The organism is Stenotrophomonas sp. 59, from assembly GCF_030291095.1.
In the GTDB taxonomy this organism is placed as follows: Bacteria; Pseudomonadota; Gammaproteobacteria; order Xanthomonadales; family Xanthomonadaceae; genus Stenotrophomonas; species Stenotrophomonas maltophilia_Q.
Genome location: NZ_CP127408.1, coordinates 122454 through 146197, shown reverse-complemented (window position 1 = coordinate 146197; position 23744 = coordinate 122454). Strand labels below are relative to the sequence as shown.

9 protein-coding genes are annotated in these 23744 nt (G+C 66.4%); 3 read left to right on the top strand and 6 right to left on the bottom strand.

Annotation, left to right across the window (positions count from 1 at the left end):
- Nucleotide 1 precedes the first annotated feature (1 nt).
- The 5 genes from QP552_RS00545 to glnA form a co-directional block, all read right to left on the bottom strand.
- The gene (locus QP552_RS00545; RefSeq protein ID WP_286074671.1) at nucleotides 2-14818 is read right to left on the bottom strand and encodes a hemagglutinin repeat-containing protein; all 14817 of its coding nucleotides are present in this window, start codon (nucleotides 14816-14818) and stop codon (nucleotides 2-4) included.
- Nucleotides 14819-14924: 106 nt separating this feature from the next.
- The gene (locus QP552_RS00540; RefSeq protein ID WP_286075955.1) at nucleotides 14925-16592 is read right to left on the bottom strand and encodes a ShlB/FhaC/HecB family hemolysin secretion/activation protein; all 1668 of its coding nucleotides are present in this window, start codon (nucleotides 16590-16592) and stop codon (nucleotides 14925-14927) included.
- 361 nt (nucleotides 16593-16953) lie between these two features.
- Nucleotides 16954-18384, bottom strand: coding sequence for an ammonium transporter (amt, locus tag QP552_RS00535; protein WP_106548710.1), 1431 nt, complete (start codon nucleotides 18382-18384; stop codon nucleotides 16954-16956).
- A 21-nt stretch (nucleotides 18385-18405) separates the two neighbouring features.
- Entirely contained in the window at nucleotides 18406-18744 is a 339-nt protein-coding gene (locus tag QP552_RS00530; RefSeq protein WP_004134334.1) for a P-II family nitrogen regulator, read from the bottom strand.
- A 375-nt stretch (nucleotides 18745-19119) separates the two neighbouring features.
- Nucleotides 19120-20529, bottom strand: coding sequence for a type I glutamate--ammonia ligase (glnA, locus tag QP552_RS00525; protein WP_106548709.1), 1410 nt, complete (start codon nucleotides 20527-20529; stop codon nucleotides 19120-19122).
- Between the two features lie 223 nt (nucleotides 20530-20752).
- Here glnA and QP552_RS00520 point away from each other — a divergent pair, with 223 nt between their 5' ends.
- From QP552_RS00520 to QP552_RS00510, 3 genes are all read left to right on the top strand, one after another.
- Nucleotides 20753-21547 carry an undecaprenyl-diphosphate phosphatase gene (locus QP552_RS00520; RefSeq protein WP_049429858.1) on the top strand — a complete coding sequence of 265 codons (795 nt, stop codon included), beginning with the start codon at nucleotides 20753-20755 and terminating at the stop codon, nucleotides 21545-21547.
- A gap of 73 nt (nucleotides 21548-21620) precedes the next feature.
- The gene (locus QP552_RS00515) at nucleotides 21621-22448 is read left to right on the top strand and encodes an META and DUF4377 domain-containing protein (protein WP_111113335.1); all 828 of its coding nucleotides are present in this window, start codon (nucleotides 21621-21623) and stop codon (nucleotides 22446-22448) included.
- A gap of 142 nt (nucleotides 22449-22590) precedes the next feature.
- Nucleotides 22591-23052 carry an META domain-containing protein gene (locus QP552_RS00510; RefSeq protein WP_286074669.1) on the top strand — a complete coding sequence of 154 codons (462 nt, stop codon included), beginning with the start codon at nucleotides 22591-22593 and terminating at the stop codon, nucleotides 23050-23052.
- Nucleotides 23053-23126: 74 nt separating this feature from the next.
- On the opposite strand, the gene QP552_RS00505 is transcribed toward QP552_RS00510, so the two are convergent.
- Nucleotides 23127-23738, bottom strand: coding sequence for a YbhB/YbcL family Raf kinase inhibitor-like protein (locus QP552_RS00505; protein ID WP_286074667.1), 612 nt, complete (start codon nucleotides 23736-23738; stop codon nucleotides 23127-23129).
- Between the last annotated feature and the right edge of the window lie 6 nt (nucleotides 23739-23744).

Below are 23744 nucleotides of genomic sequence, written 5' to 3'. Positions count from 1 at the left end.
ATTACCTACCGAGTTGATTGAACCTGTTCCAATCAATGATGGGTGCAAATGGCCCCTGCGGCCGCCCCTCATTGTAGATGTCCCCCAATTTGGAGTTGACTGCCTTTGTGGCAGGCGTCCATTGGCAGAGGATCCCGCAGTCGCCGATCGGCGCATTCACCAGCCCGGATGTCCTGGCAGTGGTGTAGAAGGCCGCCGCCGTATCAAGGATGGCCTTCTGCCGCTCCGGCTCGGCCTCCAGCGTCACCCTGCGTGCCAGATCCTGCACGTACGACGAGTCACGCAGCGACGTGGACTTGTAGGATCCGGTCGCGGCTTCGTAGATCGCCAGGCTGTAATTCACATACGCCTCGGGATGGGCTTTCGGGCTGTCCGGATTCGGGCCGAAGAGAGAGGGGACAAGATGACCGTACACCGGATTGAAGTGCTTTCCTTCCGTCGTGACATGTGCAAACGAATCCCCCATCGCGTGCAGGGCACGCTGTGTTTCCGGATCGCGGAGGATCCGCTTCTTCTCCTCCGGGTTGTTTTCGTTCTTCTTGATCGCAGCCACGATCTCGCCAACCTTGGCGGTCCAGTACGCCTGTACGACCTTGACCTTCTCGGGATCACTCAGTCCAGTAAGCAGGTGGTTGTACTGCTGCGGCATGCTCGGATCCTTGCCACCCCTGATGTTTTCATCGGTGATTGCATTGCGCGAATCGGTGTCTGGAGCCCATGCTGCCAGTGCCAATGCGCGCGCATCCTGCTCCTTGACGCCGGCGAGATAGAGGACGACCGCCATCGTCGAATAGTGGCCCACCTCCTCCCAGTTGTTTTCCAGTGCATTCTTCGCAGCTTCGCTACCGGCGGCACTGCCTGCCAGGCCCCCCTTGAGGGACCCGATGATCGCTCCACCCGCTCCGACAATCGTACTGACGACATCCTTCTCTGCGGCGGTCAGATCCTTGCTGTCCTTGCCGTACATCAGCTTGGAGAGCGCGGGCGCAATGGCCTCTGCCCCCCCGGCCGCGATTGCACCTACGAGTGCGTTCTTGTCTCCCGCAGAGGCAACCGCCGCGCCCAATAGGGCGTGCGTCAGCAGATGGGTGGCGCTTCCTTCTTCGCCTCGATTGCCACCATCCACCATGTTGCGTATGGCGTTCTCCTTGAAGTACTGCCCGATCTGGTAGGACAGCACAGGAGCCAGAGTGCCGGCTGCGATGCTGCCAGCCCCACCTGCGCTTCCGGTCAGGCCGCCGCTGATTGCACTCACCATCACGCCGGCCTTCTTCAGGCGCTCGATCTCCTGCTGGGATTGGACAACCGTCATGATCAGGATGTCACGTTCCTCGGGACTCAGGCGCGAGCTGAGCTCAGGATTGTCCAAGGTCGCTTTCGCGTCCTCCTTCTGCTGCTTCATCACGTCGATGGCGGCATCCATGTCGGCACGGATCCGCTGCGCGGTCGCGGCCACCGTCCCCATCGCAGATGCCATCGCCTGCTGGTCCGCCAGCAGCTTGTTGGTGTCAGGCAGGGCATCCAGCGCGCGGTGCGCCGCACTGGCGTCGATATTGATACCCAGCTCAGCTGCCGTGGTCCGGGAACCGCCGATCGTGATGTTGCCCTCGGTCAACGTGGCATGGGTGGTGCTGCTGTCACTACCCTTTTCGCTCATCGGTACGCCCGGTGAGCCGTGCGGTGTCGTGGTACCCGGTATCGGGGTCCAGTTGTTGACCGCCCCGCCAGCGCCGCCACTGATGCTTCCCGAACTGGCCTTGTAGTCCATTTCGTTCTTCAAATCGGTGAAGGTCAGGGTCTGTGCGGTCAACTGACTGTTGGCCGCGCTGGTGCTGGCGATCGCGCCACCCACCAGGTTCACGTGGCCGGCATCGACGTGGTAGCCGCCATTGCCGGCAAACAGGCCGCTCTGCTGGCCGACGCCCTGATAGCTGCCGCTGGCCTTGCCGGAACTGACGTTGCCGTCGGCATTCCACGCGGTGCCGAACGACACCTGCACGCGGCCACCTACCTGGCTGTTCTTGGACATGCTCTCGGCGACGTCCTGCAGCGATTCGATGGTCAGCGTGCCACCGGTCTTGACGTCGATGCGGTCGGCGGTGGCGGTCGCGCCGCGAAGGGTGGTATCGCCCTCGGCCTTCATCGAGATGTTCTTGCCGGTCAGCGTGGTGTTCTGCCAGGTGCTGCTCTCGGCATTGGACTTGCTGCTGCCCACACTCGCTTCGGCATAGACGTACACGCCGGTCTGCGCACCCACCGCAACACCCACGCCGACTTCGGCGCCGGCATTGCTGCTCTTGCTGCGGTCGGCCACATGCGCCTTGCCCGCTTCCAGCAGGATATCGCCGGCCGAATCCAGACTGAGCGTGTTACCTGCACTAAGATTGCCCTGCACCACGTGGATGTCGCCACCGGTACTGGTCAGGTTGACGTTGCCGCCGCCCTGGATGGTGGAGCCGCGCGAGACCTGGCTGCTGCCATCGGCACTGCTGCTGGAGGTCTTGAAGCCCACTCCCGCCTCCGCACTGAGCAGCGTGCCACCACCAGCGCCCTTGGCCATGCCTGCGATCGCACTGGCCGACTGGTAGGCATTGGCGCCAGCGGCCAGGCCCTGCATCTGCTGCAAGCGACCGTCGGACTTGCGCGCGGCATCGACATTGTTGAGCAGATCGATCAACGGCGATCTGACCCGCGCGAAGGCACCGATCTTCAGGTCCTTGTCGCTCTGCGAGTAGTGGCCACTCTCGTCGGCGGTCAGCAGTTCGATCTCGGCGGCAGTGATGTTCACATCCTTGGCCGCGATCACGTTGCTGGCAGTCTGCGTGTACTTTCCACCCGCGGTGAGGTTGACGTTGCCGCCGAGACTGCCAACGGTGCTGGCCACCTGCGAGACCTGCGCGCTGTCATCGCGATGCTGCTCGCGATGCCAGCCCGAGAACTTCTCGGTATCGGAGATCTGCACGGTGCCGATCGCCTTGCTGTCCGAGCGGTTGGCATTGCTGACCGTGTCCTGCCCGCTACGGATCGTCAGGTCGCCCGCAGCGCGGATATTGACGTCCTTCTCGGCGGCGATGTTGGCGGCGGTCAGGCGGATATCACCCTCGGTGGTGGCCATGCGCACGCCTCCACCCACCGACAGCTGGGTACCGGTGATGGTGTCGCTCTGTCCGGCGCCATCGCTGCGTGAGTTGTTGGTGCCGAACGGCAGGCCTGCCGAGTTGGTGGCGATACCCCAACCCTTGCCACGACTGTCGCTGCCGCTGCGCTCGGTGTTGTGCGCCACGTCGAACACGATGTCCTTGGTGGCCAACAGCGCGGCGTCACCCTCGGCCGACATCTGCGCACCCTGGCTGGTGATCGAGCCGCCATTGGCGATCAACGTGAGATTGCCTCCCGCATTGAGGTTGCTGACCCGGGCCTCACTGGTGGAGTGGCTCTGGTTGCTGTTCGAGCGCTGGCTGCCGGCCGTGATCGCCGGCAGCACCGCCGCCGACACGCCGGCCGCCACGCCTTCAGCGGTACGCGTGATCCGGCCCATCATCGTGCCACTGTCGGCCATGCCGTCGGTGGCGTTGTCGCGTGCGGTGCGATACGCCTTGGCCGGGTCGTAGGTGACGCCCACCGAGAACCCGCTGGACTTGCTCGACTGGCTGGCCTGGGTGTCCACCGTGTCCTGGCGGGCAAGCAGGTTGATGTCCTTGCCGACCAGGGTCAGGTCCTTGCCTGCGGCCACGTCGGACGCGGCGATCGTCAGCTGGTTGCCGGCATTGATCAGCACGTTGCCGTCGCGCGAAGCAATCGCAGAGCCGACCTGGGTGGTCGACTGCTCGGCCATGCTGTTGCTGTTCTTCGAGCTGCCGTAGCCAATGGACGCGGTGCCGTTGGAGAAGCCGCCAGTGAAGCCGGACTTCTTCCTGCTCTGGCTGGACTCGCTGCTGTGCTGATCCTCTGCGGAAGCGATCAGCACATTGTTGCCGGCAGCCAGAGTCACATTGCCGGTGGCATCGATGACCGCACCGACCGCGGTCAGATCATGGCCCGCGTTGACGTTGACCGCCTTGCCCTGCAGCGCGGTGCCGATGGCATAGCTGTCGCTGCTCTCGGCATGGCGGGTGGTGGTGGTGCTCGACAGGGTTTTCTTTTTCTTGTCGTAGCTGTCCAGGCTGAAGTCATGCGTTTCGTTGGCCGAAAGCAGGTTGACGTCGCGACCGGCCGCCACGCTCAGCGTGCCATCCGAGCTGGCGACCTGGGTTGCAGTCAGGTTGATATCGCGGTTCGCCCTCAGCACTACATTGTCGCCAGCCTGCAACTGGCTGCCACGCACGGCCTCGTCGCTCTGGCTGATCTGCAGCGAGCTGCGCTTGCCACCGGCACTGAAATCACTGCTGCGGCTGTCCACCAGCACCTGGCTGTTGATGTCACCACCGGCCTGCAGGGCCATGCCGCCATCTGCCTTGATGCGGGTTGCGGCCAGGTTGATGTCCTTGCCCGCGGCCAGCACCACATCGCCAGCGCCCTCAATCGACGTCACCGCATGCGTGGTCTGGCTGTTGCTGGTGTGATTGCGGTTGTTGTGGTTCAGCGCACTGCTCTGGCCCAGCGTCTGCGCGCCCAGGTCCAGGTTGCCACCAGCAGCCAGCTGGGTGATGCCATGCGTGCCGGCATTGCGGATCTCCGCCGCCTTGAGGCCGATGTCACCGCCAGCCACCACCGACAGCACGCCTTCGCCACCGGGATTGGTGACATACAGGCCGGCTACGCGATCCAGCGTGGTCTTCTGCTGCGACAGGCGATCGCCCTGGTCCTTCCATTCCGTGGTGGTCGAGGCCACGGTGATGTTGCCGCCGGCCTTCAGTGCGAGCGCATCGGTGGCCTTGACGGTACTGCCGATGATGTCGATGTCCTGCCGCGCCGACAGGCCCACCTGGGCACCACTGATCTGGCCACCGGACAGGTTGCGGATGTTGCCGGCGTCGATGCTGACCAGCTGCCGGCCCGCAATCGTGCCGCTGTTGACCAGGTCGCCGCGCAGCTTGACGTCCACCTCCGCGCCGGCCAGCAATGCACCGTCGTTGCCGAGGTCGCCCGGCATCACCCGCAGGTAGACCTGCGGCACCAGTGCGCGCACCACCGAGCCATCGGCCAGGGTGACGTCCTTTTCCACCAGCCAGACGATGTCGCTGGTCAGGCGTGCCATCTGCTCGGCGGTCAGCGCCACGCCGGGGCGCAGGCCCCATTCGCTGGCGACCGTGGCACCGGCCTCCAGCAGCGCGCGGTACTGCTCTTCGTCGCTGGCGTGGCCGGTAAGGAAGCGGCGGCCGGTGAGTTCGCCGATCTGCTCGCGCACCAGCTTCTGCTCGTAGAAGCCATCGCCCAGGCGCTTCTGCGTCTGCGAGGGCTCAAAGCCTGCCCGCTGCAGCAGGTAATCCGAGCTGAGCCAATCGCGATAGCTGGCAAAGCGCGGGTCGGTTTCCACGATGTGGTTGCCACGGTTGGCATCTACATTGAACAGGCTGGCGGTGGGTGCACTGGCATTCGGGCTGGTGGTGACCACCACGCGCGGATCAGCACCGGATGTCGTCGTGGCCTGCTTGCCATCCACTGCGGCATTGCCACCGCTGCCGGCATGCTCTCCGGCGCGCACCGCCGCCGGGCCGTTGGCATTGGCCTGCCCGGCCTGGGCGGCACTGATGTCCTGCGCCGTGCCAGCACCAGCCCCGGCGTTGCCGGCCTGGCCGGGGCCCTGGGCACCCGCCGCATCCGCGCGCACGCCGTCGGTCTGGGCGACCGCCTGCTGATGACCACCGTTGGCTCCCTGCGCCGCGCCAGCGGTGCCCGGCCCCTGTGCGTCCACGCTGCCCGCACCCTGGCCTGTGCTCTGGCCGGGCCCCTGCACGCTGCCCGCGCCGGGGCCGACCGCACCTGCACCGCGGCCGTTGGTATCCAGCTGCGCGGTGCCCTTGCCACCACCGGCGTTGGGGTTGCTGCCCCCGTTGTTGTCGTTGCGCAGGTTGCCGACATCGATGGTGAGCTTGCCACCGGCGGTTATCGACGAACCCAGCGCACCGGTCTTCTCGGTGATCGGTGCCGCCTTCCAGCGGCTGGAGGAGCCACCGTAGGTGATGGACTGGTTGTCGAAGGTGCTGGTACGGGTCAGCTGCTCGGCAGCATTGATCACCTCGGACTGATCGCGGTTCAGGCCGACGATGGCCAGGTCGCGACCCGCGGCGATGTTGGCGAAACGGTTCTCCAGCCGATCGGTGCTGATCCGCATGTTGCCGCCCGCGTTGATCACGGCGTTGTTGCCTGCCGAAACCACCACGTCTTCCACGGTGGTGCGGGTGGCAATGCGGGTCTTCTCGTTGCCGCTGGTCTCCTGCGGGTGACGCTGCATGTTGATCAGCGTCGCGTCCGGATTGTCATAGTCCGGATAGGTGATGAGCTGCACGCAGGTGGTGGTACAGGTGCCGTAGGCGTTGTTGTACCGGAGTGTATCGGTCACGTACTCGATCGGCGGCGAACCCGGACCACGGGTCGCCAGATCGCGGAAGGGATCTTCCGCGCCCGCGCCGAGCTGATCGGGATTGTTGCGGTTGTCGGCACGGCCGACGTAATAGATCGTGACGGTGCCGTCCTGTACGTTCAGGCGTTCACGTGACGCGCGTGCGCCATGCACGCCACCGCGGGCGAACGCATAGGCGCTGGTGTTGCTGGACAGCCGGATCACCGCTTTGCGGATCTGCTGGCCATCCGGAGTGACGTAGGGGGTGTCTTCGAGGATGTCCGCCGGATTGAGGTAGTAGATCTCATACGGCTGGTAATTCGAGGTAGCGCGGAAATCCCGGTTGTTGTTGTTGGCGTTCTTGAACCAGCCGGGTTGTTCCAGCCGCACCGGTGCATGCACGGTGGTGACCTTCTCCACCACCACGTTCTCGCGGATGTTGTTCACCGCCAGCGCGGACAGGTCCAGGTTGCCGCTGACCTCGATGGTGGAGCCGATGTTGTCGACCTTCTGCGCGCTGCCTACCGCGCCCAGACCGTTCAGGGCACCGCCGATGGCGGCGTCGCCATCGCTGAAGATCAGGCTCTTGCCGCTGTTGGTCAGCGTGCCGACGCCGAGGTCCAGGCGCTGGCGTGCAGCGATGGTACCTGCACGGTCCACGCCACCGATGTTGGCTGCCACGTTGTTGAGCGAGCCCGCCTGGATGGCGACGCGGTCACCGTAGATGCGGCCGCTGCCGATGTTGTCGACGGTCGCAGCGGTGATATGGGTGACGTTGCCGTCCAGCAGGCCGTAGTTGACCAGTGCGCCGCCCGCTGCAAGGCGGGTCAGGCCGATGCTGCTGATCTCGCCGGTGGAGGCGTTGGTGATGTTGCCCGCATTGATGTTGACGTTGGCGCCGGCCAGCTTGCCGGTGTTGTCCAGGTTGCCCTGGATGGACAGGCTCAGCGTGCCGTTGGCCACCATCTCGCCACGGTTGGTGTGGCTCTGTCCCAGCTCCAGGGTCATGTCACCCTGCGACATCAGCCGGCCGTCACCGATGATCTCGCGGGTGCGGAGGGTTTGCTGCCTGCCGGCCACCAGGGTGCCGCCGCTGTTGACCAGGGTATCGGCGCGGACGTCGGAGCTCAGGGCCGCCGACACCAGGCCACCGCTGTTGTCCAGGCGCTGGTTCACCTGCAGCACGAGGTTGTCGGCAATCACCTGGCCGTTCTGGTTGTCCAGGTTGCCGGTGGTTACCTGCAGGGTCTTGCCCTGCAGCCCCAGTGCAGGACCATTGCCCGGGCTGAGCGTATTGCGGTTGTCGACATGGCCGGCCTGCAGGTCGAGGCGGCCGGTCGCGGCCACCAGGCCGCCACTGTTGAGCAGCGCACCCTGCAAGCCGATGTCGGCATTGCCGCCGGCGGTCACACTGCCACCGGTATTGGCCAGCTGCTGCGCGCGCAGCAGCAGGTCGGCCGCACTCACCAGCGAGCCGCCGCCACTGTTGTCGATGTTGGTGGCCTGCACGTCGGCACCGGCCTTGGCGGACACCGCGCCACCACGGTTGTCGAGATCGCCGCTGTGGATCTGCAGCGTGCCGCTGCTGACGATGCCGTTGCCATTGGAACTGGCATTGATCAGCCGCTGTCCGGCGGTGTTGATGCTGAGGGCTGCCGCCGACTGCAGCAGGCCGCCGGTGTTGTCCAGGGCACCGCTGCGCAGCTCTGCGTTTCCGGAAAGGCTGGCAATGATGCCGCTGCGGTTGTCCAGCGCCTGGCCGCGGGTATCCAGCTGCAGGTCGTTGGCGATGATCCGGCCGCTGTTGTTGTTCAGGCCGCTGGCCGAGACCTGCAGGTGCTTACCAGCTTGGACCAGGCCGCCCTGGTTGCGCAGCGCATCGGCGCTGGTCAGCTGCATGTCCTGACCAGCAGCCACGGTGCCACCGTCGTTGTTGATGGACTGAGCCTCGGTCAGCAGTGCGCCTCCGGCGGACAGGGTGCCCTTGTCGCTGTTGTCGAGCAGGCCGTCGACGCGCACGGTCAATGCGCTGTTGCCATCGCTGTGTACGATGCCGCCGCGATTGTCGAACGCGCCTGCTGTGAGGGTAGCGTCTCCTGTGGTCAGGATGCGGCCACCGCGATTCTCCAGCGCGTGGGTGATCGCCAGGGTGCTGCTACCGCCGCCAGCAGCCTGGATCGTGCCCCGGTTGTTGAGCAGCTGCGCGCTGCGCAGATCCAGCGCGCCATTGCCGGCAAGCGTGCCACCGCTGTTGTCCAGCCTCTCGCGCGCGGACACCTTCAATGCATCGCTGCCAGAGGCGATGATCGAACCGCCCGCGTTAAGCAACGTGCCGGTATCGACCGCGATGCGGGTCGCGGACAGCGTGCCATCACGCAGGTCAGTGGCTTCGCCGGTCAACTGCAGGGCGCCATTGCTGAGCAGCTTGCCGCCCTGGCCATTCAAGGTGTGCGCGTTGATGGCCAGCATGCCGGTGCCAGCCTGCTGCACGGTGCCGCCGGCATTGCCGAACACTGCACTGGTCAGTGTCAGGTCGCCATTGCTGGCGATCAGGCCGTTGCCACCGTTGTCCAGTGACGTGGTGGCCTGCACGGTGCTGGCCTGCGTGCCCGTCGCCAGCAGCTTGCCGTTCTGGTTGTCGAAGCGGTCGGCGTTGAGGGCGAAGTGATCGGCAGTGAGGGTGGCGCCGCGATGGTCCACGGTCACCGCATCCAGCTGCAATCCGCCTGCCGTGGCGATGCTGCCGCCAGCGCCGTCCAGCTGGGTGGCCTGTACGGTCAATACGCCCTTCCCCGCATGGACGATGCGGCCCGCGGCATTGACCAGTTGCCCGGCATCGACACGCAGGTTGCCTGCATTGCTGGCGAGGGTGCCGCCGCCGTTGTTGAAACGGCCGGTGACGGTGATCCGGCTGTCGGACGTACCTGCCGAGCTCAGGGTACCGCCCGCATTCGACAGCGAACCGGCGCTGATCTGCTGCGCACCGTTGGCAGCGATGGTGCCGCCGTCATTGCCCAGCGCGCCGCGTACCTGCAGCGACATCGCCTGGTTGCCGGTAGCATTCAGCGTACCCCCCGTGTTGTCCAGCTGGCCGGCCTCGATGCTGACCTGCTGCGCGGCCGTGGTGCCCGCACTCAGATCGACGGTTTCGCCCTTCAGTTGCAGCTCGCCATTGCTGACGATGCGGCCGGCATGACCCTGCAGCGTGTCGGCATCGATCTGCAACAGGCTGTCGCCCGCCTGCTCGATGCTGCCGGTGCGGTTGTCCAGCGAAGCCGCTGCCAGCTGCATGCCCGCGCCGCTGGCAATCACGCCCTTGTTGCTGTTGTCCAGCAGGCCATCGGCCTTTACCACCAGGCGTGCTGCGCTGTGCAGCGTGCCGCCCTGGTTGTCGATGCTGCCTGAGGTGATGCCGAGCCCACCGTTGGCCAGAATGCGGCCGCCACGGTTGTTGAGGTCCTGGCCGATGCTCAGCTGGCTCGCTGCGGTGCCGGCGGACTGCAGCGTACCGCCAGCATTGACCAGCACGGCGCTGCGCAGGTCCAGCCCACCGTTGCTGGATACGGTGCCGCCGCTGTTGTCGATGCGTTCGCGCGCGCTCAGCCGCAGCATGTCGCTGCTGGTCGCGGTAAGCGTGCCGCCGGCGGTGATCAGGGTGCCGGTATCCACCTCGATCCGCTTGGCCGAGGTCACACCTGCGCGCAGGTCGGTGGTGGTGCCCTTGAGCAGCAGGCTGCCATTGCTGACCAGCGTGCCGCCCGTACCGTTGAGCGTTCCAGCATTGATCGACAGCACGCCTTCGCCAGCGTGCTGCACGGTACCGCCGGCATTGCCGAACACCGCCGCCTGGATGTCCAGGTCGCCATTGCTGGCCAGCAGGCCACCCTCACCGTTGTCCAGGCTGCCGACCACGTCGATCCGGCTGCCCTCCGCACCCGTCGCCATGACCTTGCCGGCGCGGTTGTCGAATGACTTTGCGTCCAGCGCGATGCGCTCGGCCTGCAGGGTGGCGCCGCGATGGTCCACGTTGCCCGCCTGCAGGGTGATGGCGCCCGCGCTGGCGATGGTGCCGCCCTGGCCATCCAGTTGCCCGGTGCGCAGCAGCAGGCCCTGGCTGCCGGCATGGCTGAGCGTGCCCTTGACGTTGGCCATGCTGCCGGCGTCGATCTTCAGCGCCGCACCATTGCTGGCCAGCACGCCGTTGCTGTTGTCGAACAGGCCGTCGATGCGCAGCTCAGTGGAGGCGCTGCCGGCCGAACTGAGCGTGCCGCCACGGTTGGAGAGCTCACCGGCTTCGATGTGCTGGGCACCGTTGCTGGCAATGGTGCCGGCGTCGTTGGCCAACCGGCCGCTGACCTGCAGCGCCAGCGTCCCGCTGCCGGTGGCGCGCAGCGCACCCGCACTGTTGTCCAGGCTGCCGGCCACGATGTCGAGCTGCTCGGCCGCCACGGTACCGCCGCGCAGGTCCAACGACCCGCCCTGCAGAGACAGCGCGCGGGCGGCACCGATGGTGCCGCCCTGCCCTGACAATGTTTCCGCCTCGATGTGCAGGTTGCCGTTGGCAGAGATCGAGCCGCTGCGGTTCTCCAGCTGTGCAGCCCGGATCGCAGAGGCCGCTTCACCGGCTGCAATCAGCTTGCCATGGTCGTTGACGAAGCGCCCCGCGCGCACGTCGATGGCGCCATTGCTGCCCAGCGTTCCGCCGGTGTTATCGAGCAGGCTGCGGGCCTGCAGCTGAAGGGGCTGGGCGCCCAGCGCGCTCAACTGACCACCTGCCGTGATCACGCTGTCACCATCGATACTGATGCGTTGCGCCGTCGTGGTGCCGTCGCGCAGATCGATGCTGTCGCCCTGCAGGTCCAGCGAACCATTGCTGAGCAGGGTGCCACCGGCACCGGTCAGGTCCTGCGTGGTGATGGCCAGGCTGCCGGAGCCGGCCTGCTGCACGGTTCCCCCGGCATTGCCGAAGGTGCGCGCATGGATGTCCAGGTTGCCGTTGCTGGCGAGGGTTCCGCCATTGCCATTGTCCAGCGTGCCCTGCACGCGCAGCGTATTGCTGCCGGTGCCAGTGGCGACGATGCGTCCGCCCCGGTTGTTCCACCCGGCTGCAGTGATGTCCAGTTGCGTGGCGGTCAGCGACGCGCCCTGATGATCGACCTCGGCCGCGGTGAGCTGCAGTGCGCTGGCGGTGGCGATCTGTCCCTTCGCCCCGTCCAGGCGCCCGGTGTCGATGACCAGGCCGGCGGTACCTGCATGGCTGAGCGTGCCACCTGCGTTGATCAGGGTGCCGCTCTGCAGCTGCAGGTTGCCAGCATTGCTGGCAATGCTGCCGCCGCTGTTGTCGAGCGTGCCGTCGACCCGGATCTGCGACGCCGCGGTACCGGCCGAGTTGAGCGCGCCACCGCGGTTGGACAGCGCACCCGCATGGATCTGCTGGGCGCCGTTGGCACTGATGCTGCCGCCGTCGTTACGCAGCAGGCCCTGCACCTGCAGCTGCATCGCATTTTCGCCCAGTGACAGCAGGCTGCCGCCACTGGTGTCCAGCCCGGCAGCGTCGATCTTTACGTCACGGGCGCGGGTGCTGCCCTTCTGCAGGTCCAGCTGCTGCCCGCTCAACTGCAGCTGACCGTTGCTGGCGATGCTGCCACCGGTCCCATGCACGGAGGTCGCGTCGATCTTCAGCGTGCCGGTGCCGGCGTGGTCGATGCTGCCGCCCTCGTTCAGCAGGCCATCGGCCGTGATGTCCAGGTCGCCATTGCCGGACAGCAGGCCGCGCTGGTTCTGCAGCCGCTGGCTGGCATGGATGCGGCTGGTGTCGGTGCCTGCGGCGATCAGTTTGCCGCCATCGTTGATGACGGTGCCGCCGTTGATGTCCAGCGCACCATTGGCGCCCACGGTGCCGCCACTGTTGTCCATGGTGCGCGCTACCTGCAGGCGCAACGCATCACTGCCAGTCGAGGTCAGCGTGCCGCCAGCGGTGGTCAGGTCGCCGGCACGCACATCGATGCGCTGTGCAGCGGTGGTGCCATTGCGCAGGTTGAGGGTATCGCCGTGCAGCTGCAGGGTACCGTTGCTGAGGACGGTGCCGCCCTGGCCCTGCAGGTTGGCGGTAGTGATGCGCAGGTTGCCGGTACCCGCCTGCTGCACGGTACCTGCGGCATTGCCAAAGGATGCTGCGTCGATCTGCAGGTCGGCATTGCTGGCCAGCAGGCCACCGTCGCTGTTGTCCAGATGATTACGCACGCTGAGCGTGCTGGCCTGCTGGCCGGTGGACAGCAAGCGGCCGCCACGGTTGTCGAAGTCCTGTGCCGTCAGCTCGAGCTGGCGGGCGACCAGCTGCGCGCCACGGTGGTCGGCACGGCCCAGCAGCAGGTCTGCCGCGCCTGCGGTAGCGATGCTGCCCTGTACACCCTCCAGTACCTCCGCACGCAGCAGCAGCCCCTCGCTGCCGGCGTGGCTGATGCTGCCGCGCGTGTTGACCAGGGTGCCGATGTCCAGACCCAGGCGCGTGGCATTGCTGGAGATGCTGCCCTCGCTGTTGTCGAGCTGGCCGATCGTCCAGGTCGTCGCGGCGCTGCCACCGTGGGCAAGGCTGCCGCCACGATTGATCGCCGACTGCGCCTTCAACTCGAAGCCACGGGCGAAGGTCATGCGACCGGCGCTGTTGTCCAGCTGCTGCACCTGCGCGCTGGCCGCACCCTGGACCTGCAGGGTGCCGCGCATGTTGCGCAGCGCCTGTCCCTGTACCTGCAGGGTACTGGCGCCCAGCGTACCGTCGCTGTTGTCGAGGCTGTTGCGGGCGCTGAGCTGCAGGTCACCGCTGGCTTCAATGCGGCCACCGTCGTTGCTCAGGGTTCCGGCGATGTTGAGCATGCCGGTTGCCAGGGGCGGGAGCGGCGTGACCGGCGGGGTGCCGGTGCCCGGAGAGCCGGTGCCCGGGGTACCCGTGCCGGGCGTGCCGGTGCCCGGATTGCCCGTACCCGGCGTCCCGGTTCCGGGCGTACCGGTGCCAGGCGGGGTACCGGTGCCGGTACCCGGCGAGACGCTGGCCACGTTGCCGATGCGGCCCTGCAGATTGCTTACATCGGCCGCCTGCAGCTGCAGCGCCTGCGTTCCGAGCTGTTCAATGCTGCCGCCACGATTGCGCAGCGCATCGGCGTTCACTTCGATGCGGCGCGCATTGAGCGTGCCACCACTATTGTCGACGTCTACCGGGGTATGCACGCGCAGCTCGCGCTCGGCACTGAGCGTGCCGGCATTGGCAATCCCGCCGCTGGCGTCGATGCGGGTGTCCTGCTGCGCATGCAGCGCGCCAACATTCTCCAGCCGGCCATCGGCGGTGACCACCAGTTCACCGGCCTGCGCGCCGATCTTGCCGGCGTTGCGCACGCCCACGCCGTGTTCGTTGCCGACCAGCCAGATCCGATTGGCGTACATGCCGCCCAGTGCGCCCACGTCCAGCGCGAAGACGGGCGCCGCCGAAGTCGGCTTCTGCGCCTGGACACTGCTGTGATCGGCACTGACCACGTTGCTTCCCAGGCTGGCCTGCAGCTGGTTGGCCCAGATGCCGGCGTTGACCTGCAACGAACGGGTGATGATGTCGGTGTAGTCGGCGCGACTGGTATCCAGGCCTGCACCACCGACTCCGATGCTGCCGCCTTCCACGCGATACCCGTCCAGCACGCCATTGGTGACGATCGGCGTGCCGGTGGTGAGGGTCACCCGGCTGGCGTTGAGGAAGCCCGCGCCATTGACCTGGATGCCGGCCGGGTTGGCGATGACCACCTGCGCCCGCGCGCCCGCGACCTCCACGTAGCCATTGAGGTGGCTGGGGTTGCTGCTGTTGACCTCGTTGAGGATGACACGCGCGGTACCGGTGGCCAGCCACGGATTGCCCTGCACCCAGCCACCCAGCTGGGTCTGCACGTCGCCGCGCGAGTTGTTGAGGATGACACCCTGCTGGCCGACGTCGAACTGCTGGTAGGTGTTGCGCGACACACCGCCGGCGCTGGGCGTGGTGATGTTCACCTGCGGCGTGCCGTTGGCCGAGGTGATCACCGTCGGGCGCTGGTTTGCCGGTGCGCCGGGGTCGGCGGCAATACGGCCGGGATCGGCCGGCGCCTGCTGCGCGGACAGCGGCTGCACCAATCCCACCCAGCCCAGCACCAGCCAGAGCGCGAAACTGATCGGCCGCAGGGTGCCGACGGTATTGCCGCCGCGGTGGTCTACCCCGCCGTGCGCAGCGTTGACCAGCTCGGAGGCGACCTGCATGACGCCGAGCGTACGGTTGAAGACCAGACGGTAGACTTTGTTCACGGCGCTGATTCCTTTCGGTGCTGTTGGGTTGTATGCGCAGCAGGCTGCGCGGTACCGCATCGTGTTGGCCGCGCAGGGGACTGCGCAGGCCGGTCATGTGCAGGCGTCAGAACGAGACGCCCAGGTTCATTCCGAAGGTGGTGTAGGCGGTCTGGAAGCCGCGCGGCTTGGACAGCGGGCTGCCGACGAACGCATCCCAGTTGATGTGGCGGGTGCCACCGCGAAGCCCGAGGGCCGTACCGGTGAGCCGGTCGCCCAGCAATCGGGCCGTGGACGGGCCGGCGACACGCCCGTGATCAACGGCGACGTAGGCCTCCAGGCCGCCGCCCAGGGGCACGCCCACTTCATTGCGCAGCAACCAGCCACGCTCACCGGTCAGCGACATTTCGCCATCAAAGCCACGCACGGTGTAGCGGCCACCAATGGAGAACCGGTCCTGCGGCACCAATGGCGAGCGGTTCCACTGCGCACGCCAGCTGCCGATGTAGCGCAGGCTCTGCTTGCCCCACTGCAGCGGCAGGACCAGCTGCGCGTCCGCGGTATAGATGCGGCCATGCGCCGTGCCTTCGCCAAACGCCTCTTCCGGCGCACGCAACGCGTTGAAGGCACCGGTACCCTTGCGGTACGCCAGGTTCACATCCAGTGTCGCCTTGCCGATGAAGTGACGGTGGCCCAGGCCCAGCTCCCAGCCGGCCATGCGCCGGCGCTGCACTTCGATCTCGGTATCGTTGATGAAGTTGTCCGATTCGCGGTACCAGCCACGCGCGTACATGCTGGTCTTGGCATGCGCGTTGCGGAACAGCATGCGGGTCAGCCGCAGTTCCGCATTGCGGCTGGAGCCGCTGTAGACGTAGTTCTCGAACGCACCGGCAACGGTCTGCTCATAGTCGTACTTGCTGGCGTTGGCACCCAGCAGCCAACCGCCCAGCGGTACGCTGTAGTGCGCCGCCCAGCTTTCGGTGCCACGTTCGCTGCCGTTGAACACCGATCTGCCCACGTTGACGTAGAACAGATCGCTCAGGCCCGCAGGGTTGTCCACCGACACCGTGGCACCGGCCTGCATCTTGCCCGTGCTCTGGCTGCCGGCATCGTCCAGGGTCAGGTTGACGCGTACCGGACGCGCCTGCTTCCAGCTGATCACCAGGTCGCTTTCGCCGGGTTTGGCGGCCGCGCCATCGGCCGGTGGCGCGATCTGTATGTCCACCGAGGCGGTCGGCACGCGCTGCAGGTTCTCCAGCGCCTGCTCGATGTCACGCAGGTTCAGCACCTCGCCACGCGTCACCGGCATCGCATTCCAGAGGGCGGGGGTACGACCTTCTCCGTCAGCGAAGCGGATGGCGTTGACGCGCCCTGGCACGACCGTGAGCGTCAGCACGCCAGTCTTCAGGTCCTGCGGTGCGGCAAGGATGCGGGTGGTGACGTAGCCGCGCTCGATGATCGCGTTCTGCACGCGCTTCATCACGATGTCCACGCCCGCCGTACCCAGGCAGCGCCCGGTGGCGGGGTTGCTGCGGGGATCGGCTGCCGCCAGCGCCCAGCGGAAGCGGTCGGCAAGCTCGCCCTGCAGCGCGATGGTGGTGATGGTGAAACAGGGCGACTCATCAACCGGCAGGCGGCCGAGGTCTTCGGTGGCTGGCTGCAGGCGCACATCCGGTGTGGATTCCTGCTGTTCACGCAGCACGCGCTCGCGCTCCTGCTGCCGGAGCAGTTCCTGCTCCGGTGACACCGTCTGTGCCCATGCCGGCGCCTGGAGGCCAGTGATGGCCAATGCCACGCCCACGGACAACCGCCACGGCAACACCCGGCTGCGTACTTTACGTCCCTGTTCCACGATGCTTTTCCCTGCTGATGACTGCCAGACCGACGAAGATGCGGCTGGAAGAGGCAGCACTGTAAGGGAATCGTGTGGCAGGAAAAAGCACCAGCGAACCACGCTGGCGCAAGGCTTCAAGGCAAAGTGTGATGTCCGACGGAGGGCATTCCGCCAGCGGGCAGAGCCCTGGATCTACACTGGAACCAGCAGAGCTCCGTCATTGCGTCGACTGATGCCGGTGGCACAAGGAAAACCTGTACCTGACGCCCGCCACTGCGTGCAGCGCAGCAGTGGCGGGACGCCCTTGAAACCGTGAAACCGGTCAGGCCTCGTAGGCCGATTCACCATGCGAGGTCACATCAAGACCGGTGCGCTCGGCTTCCTCGGTCACGCGCAGGCCGACCACACTGCGCACCACCAGCAGGATCAGCGTGGTCACCACCGCCGACCACACCACGGTGAGGCCGACGCTGACCACCTGCACCCACACCTGGTGCGCGATATCCAGATCCGCCTTGGTACCACCCAGCGACTGTGCACTGAACACACCGGTGAGAATCGCGCCGACGATGCCGCCGACACCATGCACACCGAACACGTCGGCGGTGTCGTCCACCTTCAGCAGGCGCTTGAGGCCGGTGACGCCCCAGACGCAGACCACGCCGGCGACGAAGCCGATGATGATCGCGCCGAGCGGGCCGACGGTGCCGCAGGCCGGGGTGATGCCGACCAGGCCGGCCACCGCACCCGAGGCAGCGCCCAGTGCCGACGGCTTGCCCTTGCTGATCGCTTCCACCAGCGTCCAGCCCAGCACCGCTGCGGCAGTAGCCAGCACGGTATTGAGGAAGGCCAGCGAGGCAACGGTGTCAGCTGCAGCGGCAGAACCAGCATTGAAGCCGAACCAGCCGACCCACAGCAGCATCGCGCCGATGTAGGTGAACGGCACGTTGTGCGGCTTCAGCGCGGTCTGCCCATAGCCCAGACGCTTGCCGACGAACCAGGCAGCGACCAGACCGGCCACACCGGCGTTGATGTGCACCACCGTGCCACCGGCGAAATCGATCGCGCCCAGCTCACCCAGGTAGCCGCCACCCCAGACGATGTGCGCCATCGGGATGTAGCTGAGGGTGAACCACAGCGCCGAGAACAGCAGCACGGCACGGAACTTGATGCGTTCGGCGAAGGCACCGACGATCAGCGCAGTGGTGATGCCGGCGAAGGTCGACTGGAAGGCGACGAACAGATAGTCCGGCAGCCCCTTGATCGGCGTGTTGCCCACCGACTCGGGGGTGAAGCCCTTGAGGAAGGCGAATTCGGTGAACGAGCCGAAGAACGGATTGCCCGCGCTGAATACCGCGCTGTAGCCATAGGCCACCCACAGCAGCAGCACCAGCGAGAACACCACCAGGATCTGGCTGAGCACCGACAGCACGTTCTTCGAACGCACCAGGCCGCCGTAGAACAGGGCCAGGCCCGGTACCACCATCAGCAGCACGAGCAGGGTGGAGGTGAGCATCCAGGCCACGTCGCCACGATCATAGGCGGCGGCCGCTTCGGCCACGGCCGGCGCAGCGGCTGCAGCTGCAGGGTCCTGCAGCGGTTCGACCGCAACGGTTTCGCTCGGCAGCGGCGACACCTGTGCCTGGGCATGGGCGCTGCCCGGCCACGCACCGACGGCGAACGCGCTGAGCAGCATCAACAGCCACACGACATGGAACCGGGCTTGCCACCCGGTGAGAAGGCGCATCTTCATGGGGGAATCTCCGGAAGGGGGTTACAGCGCGTCGGCACCGATTTCGCCGGTGCGGATGCGGATGACCTGTTCGACGGCGGTGACGAAGATCTTGCCGTCACCGATCTTGCCGGTGCCTGCCGACGACTGGATCGCTTCGATCACCGCATCGGCACGTTCGTCGGTGACCACGGTTTCGATCTTGATCTTGGGCAGGAAATCGACGACGTACTCGGCGCCGCGATACAGCTCGGTGTGGCCCTTCTGGCGGCCGAAGCCTTTCACTTCGGTCACGGTGATGCCCGACACGCCTGCGTCGGACAGGGCCTCGCGGACCTCGTCGAGCTTGAACGGCCGGATGATGGCGGAGATCAGTTTCATGCGCATGTCCCGATGGTGGATGGGGCCAGCGCGCCAGCGCGCGTTGGCATCAGGCAACCAGCGGCCATCACTGTGATGGCCGTGGCTGTTGCACCGGACACGTACAGGGCCGGGACGGCCGTGCCTCTCTCCTTGCACGACCGACGCGGGAGGGAGGGCGGCCCTGGTCGCGTATCCGGTCTCTCTCTTGCCCCTGGATAAGCGGATTGGAGTTCAGCGGACTAACAGTCCGCTCTACCACCGTCCGCTCTGCCAAGACGGACCAACGGTCCGCTCTACAACGGCGGGCCTGCGCCCGCCTTGCGGCTCCCCAGCCGCGAAAACGGAGGCGATGGCGGCGGGTGGGAGGGGGAAGCCCACCGCCATCGCATCCGGTCAGCTGGCGTAGTACAGCTGGTATTCCAGCGGGTGGGTGGCCGCGCGGAACTTGGTCACTTCCTGCATCTTCAGCGCGATGTAGCCGTCGATGAAGTCATCGCTCATCACGCCGCCGGCCTTCAGGAACTCGCGGTCCTTGTCCAGCGCTTCCAGGGCCTGGTCCAGCGAGGAGCAGACCTGCGGGATCAGCTTCTCTTCTTCCGGCGGCAGGTCGTACAGGTCCTTGTCGCTCGGTGCGCCCGGGTCGATCTGGTTCTTGATGCCGTCCAGGCCGGCCATCATCAGCGCGGTGAAGGTCAGGTAGCCGGACTGGATCGGGTCCGGGAAGCGCATTTCGATGCGGCGTGCCTTCGGGTTGGACACCCACGGAATGCGGCACGAGGCCGAGCGGTTGCGGGCCGAGTAGGCCAGCATCACCGGCGCTTCGTAGCCCGGCACCAGGCGCTTGTAGCTGTTGGTGCCCGAGTTGGCGAAGGCATTGATCGCCTTGGCGTGCTTGAAGATGCCGCCGATGTACCACAGCGCCAGCTGGCTCAGGCCGCCGTAGCCGTCACCGGAGAACAGGTTGGTGCCGCCCTTGGACAGCGACTGGTGCACGTGCATGCCGCTGCCGTTGTCGCCGACGATCGGCTTGGGCATGAAGGTGACGGTCTTGCCGTTGCGGTGCGCGACGTTCTTGATGACGTACTTCATGCGCAGCAGTTCGTCGGCCTTCTGCACCAGGGTGCTGAACTTGGTGCCGATCTCGCACTGGCCGGCGGTGGCCACTTCGTGGTGCTGCACTTCCACTTCGATGCCGACCTGTTCCAGGGTCTTGCACATCTCGGCACGCAGGTCGTGCAGGGTGTCGGTCGGCGGAACGGGGAAGTAACCGCCCTTCACGCCCGGACGGTAGCCGCTGTTGGCGCCGTCGTACTTGGCACCGCTGTTCCACGCTGCTTCTTCCGAGTCGACCTGGAAGAAGGTGTGGCCCATTTCATTGGCGAAGCGGACCGAGTCGAAGATGAAGAATTCCGGCTCCGGGCCGAAGAATGCGGTTTCGGCGATGCCGGAGGACTTCAGGTAGGCCTCGGCGCGCTTGGCGATGCCGCGCGGGCAACGGCCATACGGCTGCATGGTGGCCGGGTCCAGGATGTCGCAGCTGATCACGATGGTCGGATCGGCGTAGAACGGGTCGACGTACGCGCTGGCGGTATCCGGCAGCAGCACCATGTCCGACTCGTTGATGCCCTTCCAGCCGGCGATCGAGCTGCCGTCGAACATCTTGCCTTCTTCGAACAGCGACGGCTCGATGATGCTGACCGGGAAGGTCACGTGCTGCTCGACACCACGCATGTCGACAAAGCGCAGATCGACGAACTCGATCTGGTTGTCCTTGATCAGCTTCTCAACGTTTTCCACGGACATCGGTACGACCTCGGATGGGGATGAATGCCTGCTGAGGTACAGCAACGACCGTGCCAACTTTTCAGATGCCGCAAGTCATTGATTTCAAAAAGACCGCCCCGTGCGGGTGCAGAGCGGGGCGCACCAAACGGGTGCGCCGGTCACCAGACGCACCCATTTGGTGCAGCAGGGATCGTCTATCCTCTCGACCTTCTTCCTTCCGCCGCGCGTGCACGCACCGTCCATGTCCGACCTGCTCTCCGCCCTGCTGCTGGGCATCCTCGAAGGCTTGACCGAATTCCTGCCGATCTCCAGCACCGGCCATCTGCTCATCGCCCAGCACTGGCTGGGGGCCCGCTCGGACTTCTTCAACATCGTCATCCAGGCCGGCGCGATCGTGGCCGTGGTGCTGGTGTTCCGCCAGCGCCTGCTGCAGCTGGCCACCGGCTTCAACCAGCGCGAGAACCGCGAGTACGTATTCAAGCTGGGTGCCGCCTTCCTGGTCACCGCGGTGGTCGGCCTGGTGGTGCGCAAGGCCGGCTGGTCGCTGCCGGAGACGGTCAGCCCTGTGGCCTGGGCGCTGATCATCGGTGGCGTCTGGATGCTGCTGGTGGAGGCCTACACCGCGCGCCTGCCCGACCGCGACCAGGTGACCTGGACAGTGGCGATCGGCGTGGGCCTGGCGCAGGTGGTGGCAGGCGTGTTTCCCGGCACCTCGCGCTCGGCCTCGGCCATCTTCCTGGCCATGCTGCTGGGCCTGAGCCGCCGCGCCGCCGCCGCCGAGTTCGTGTTCCTGGTCGGCATCCCCACCATGTTCGCCGCCAGCGCCTACACCTTCCTGGAGATGGCCAGGGCCGGGCAGCTGGGCAGCGAGAACTGGACCGAGGTGGGCGTGGCCTTCCTTGCCGCGGCCGTCACCGGCTTCGTCGTAGTGAAGTGGCTGATGGGCTACATCAAGTCGCACAAGTTCACCGCCTTCGCCATTTACCGCATCGCGCTGGGCGCGGCGCTGCTGCTGTGGTTGCCGTCCGGCAGCTGAACAGCGCCGGGGCACGGTAACCCCGTTGCCGGCCCCACCCCGTTTCCCCCACGGTTCCCCAAGGAGAATCACCATGAACCGCAAGCTCACCCTGCTCCTCCCGCTGGCCCTGATGGCCGCCTGCAGCCAGACCCCGGCCCCGGCCGGCACCGGCGGCGACGACGTGGCCCCGGCCGCGGCCAAGGCAGCAGACCAGCAGACGCTGGCGCACCTGGATGCGCAGCGCCTGCAGAGCCAGCACTGGCTGCTGCAGCAGGCCACCGGCGCCGACGGCAAGCGCATCGACGCGCTGTTCGCCCGTGAAGACAAGCCGGTCACCCTGGACTTCGCCGACGGCCGCCTGTCGGTCAGCAACGCCTGCAACCACATGGGCGGCAGCTACACCCTGGCCGACGGCAAGCTGACCGTGGGCGCGATGGCGTCCACCATGATGGCCTGCACCGACAAGGCGCTGATGGCGCTGGACGAGGCCGTGTCGAGCCGCCTGCAGGGCGAGCTGAAGGCCACGCAGGATGCCGACGGCAAGCTGACCCTTACCACTGCCAAGGGCGACGTGCTGGTGTTCAACCCGGAACCGACCGCTGAAACCCGCTATGGCGGCGCCGGCGAAACCGTGTTCCTGGAAGTGGCTGCGAAGACCGAGAAGTGCTCGCACCCGCTGATCCCGGACTACCAGTGCCTGCAGGTGCGTGAAGTGAAGTTCGACGACAAGGGCCTGAAGCAGGGCGAGCCGGGCAAGTTCGAGAACTTCTACGGCAACATCGAGGGTTACACCCACGAAGACGGCGTGCGCAACGTGGTGCGCGTCAAGCGCTACGAGGTGAAGAACCCGCCGGCCGATGCGCCGTCGCAGGCGTACGTGCTGGACATGGTGGTCGAGTCGGCCATCGAGAAGAAATAAAACGATGGAAGGGCGGCCGGAAGGCCGCCCTTCTTCATGGTCGGTAGAGCCGGCCGCTGGCCGGCTGCCCTGCGGAGCACTGCCAACACGCGGATATTGCCGGCCAGCGGCCGGCACTACCTAGATGCATCGGGAGATCGGCATGAAGCACGTCCCCATCCTCTTGGCCGCTGCACTGCTGGCCGTGTGCGTCGATGCCTCTGCTGCCAGCACGCCCACCACCGCCCAGCTCGAAGCCCACACATGGCAGCTCACCCACGCCACAGATGCGAAAGGCAGGCGCATCAGTGCGTTGTTCGTCCGCGGTCGCGAGCCCTATACGCTGCGCTTCGGGCACGGTTACATGAGCGAGTTGAACCTGTGCAACAACGTCAGCAGCCAGTACCGGCTGCAGGGCAACCAGCTGATCCTGGAGAACGGCATCCAGACAGTGGCCGGATGCATGCGTGGTGACATGGTCGTGCAGCAGGAACGCGCTGGAAAGCTGATGAGCAGCCGGAGCCCGGCACTGACGCTTGAACTGGATGACCGCGGCACGCTGGTACTGCGCAACGCGCTGGGCGACACCGCGGCGTTCGAACCGGCGCCGCTGCCGGTGAAATGATCATGGAAACCGTCGAGCATGGCTCGACGCTACAGGTAGAGCCGGCCGCTGGCCGGCTCTACCCTGTGTGCTGCTCAGCCCAGCGCCGGGTTCAACGTGTAGGTACCGTGCAGTGCGGCTTCGGCCAGCACGTGGCCGTGCATGGCGCGGTACGCGTCGGCGGCGGTGAAGCGCTGCGGCAGGTCCAGCGACGCCACGTCCAGCGCGAATACGCGGAAGAAGTAGCGGTGCACGCGCTCGTCGTTGAACGGCGGGTACGGGCCGTCGTAGCCCAGGTAGTCACCGGCCATGTCCGGGTTGCCCGCGAACCAGCCGGTGAAGTCGTTCAGGCCCTGTCGGCTGCCGGCCGGGCCGGCGGGTGCGGGCTTGCCCTTCACCTCGAAGCCGTCGCTGCAGCTGCCAGCGGCGATCTCCTGCACCGTGGCCGGGATATCGGCCATCAACCAGTGCACGAAGTCGCAGCGCGGCTGATCGCGCGGCACCGTCATGTCATTGCGCCCGACCGTCTCCGGCACGGTCGGCACGTCCGGGTCCACGCATACCAGCAGGAACGAACGGGTGCCGGCCGGCACCCCGCTCCAGGCCAGGTGCGGGTTGCGGTCGGGGGCGAAGCCGTTGGCATCGCCTGCGGCGAACTCACGATCGATCGGCGCGCCGTTGGTCAGGCTGTGGCTGGTCAGCTGCATCGGACT

What these genes read in the sequence shown, in the direction of transcription:
- QP552_RS00530 (WP_004134334.1), bottom strand. Translation starts at nt 18,744, where the DNA reads ATGAAACTGATCTCCGCCATCATCCGGCCGTTCAAGCTCGACGAGGTC.
- QP552_RS00510 (WP_286074669.1), top strand. Translation starts at nt 22,591, where the DNA reads ATGAAGCACGTCCCCATCCTCTTGGCCGCTGCACTGCTGGCCGTGTGC.
- glnA (WP_106548709.1), bottom strand. Translation starts at nt 20,529, where the DNA reads ATGTCCGTGGAAAACGTTGAGAAGCTGATCAAGGACAACCAGATCGAG.
- QP552_RS00505 (WP_286074667.1), bottom strand. Translation starts at nt 23,738, where the DNA reads ATGCAGCTGACCAGCCACAGCCTGACCAACGGCGCGCCGATCGATCGT.
- amt (WP_106548710.1), bottom strand. Translation starts at nt 18,384, where the DNA reads ATGAAGATGCGCCTTCTCACCGGGTGGCAAGCCCGGTTCCATGTCGTG.
- QP552_RS00515 (WP_111113335.1), top strand. Translation starts at nt 21,621, where the DNA reads ATGAACCGCAAGCTCACCCTGCTCCTCCCGCTGGCCCTGATGGCCGCC.
- QP552_RS00520 (WP_049429858.1), top strand. Translation starts at nt 20,753, where the DNA reads ATGTCCGACCTGCTCTCCGCCCTGCTGCTGGGCATCCTCGAAGGCTTG.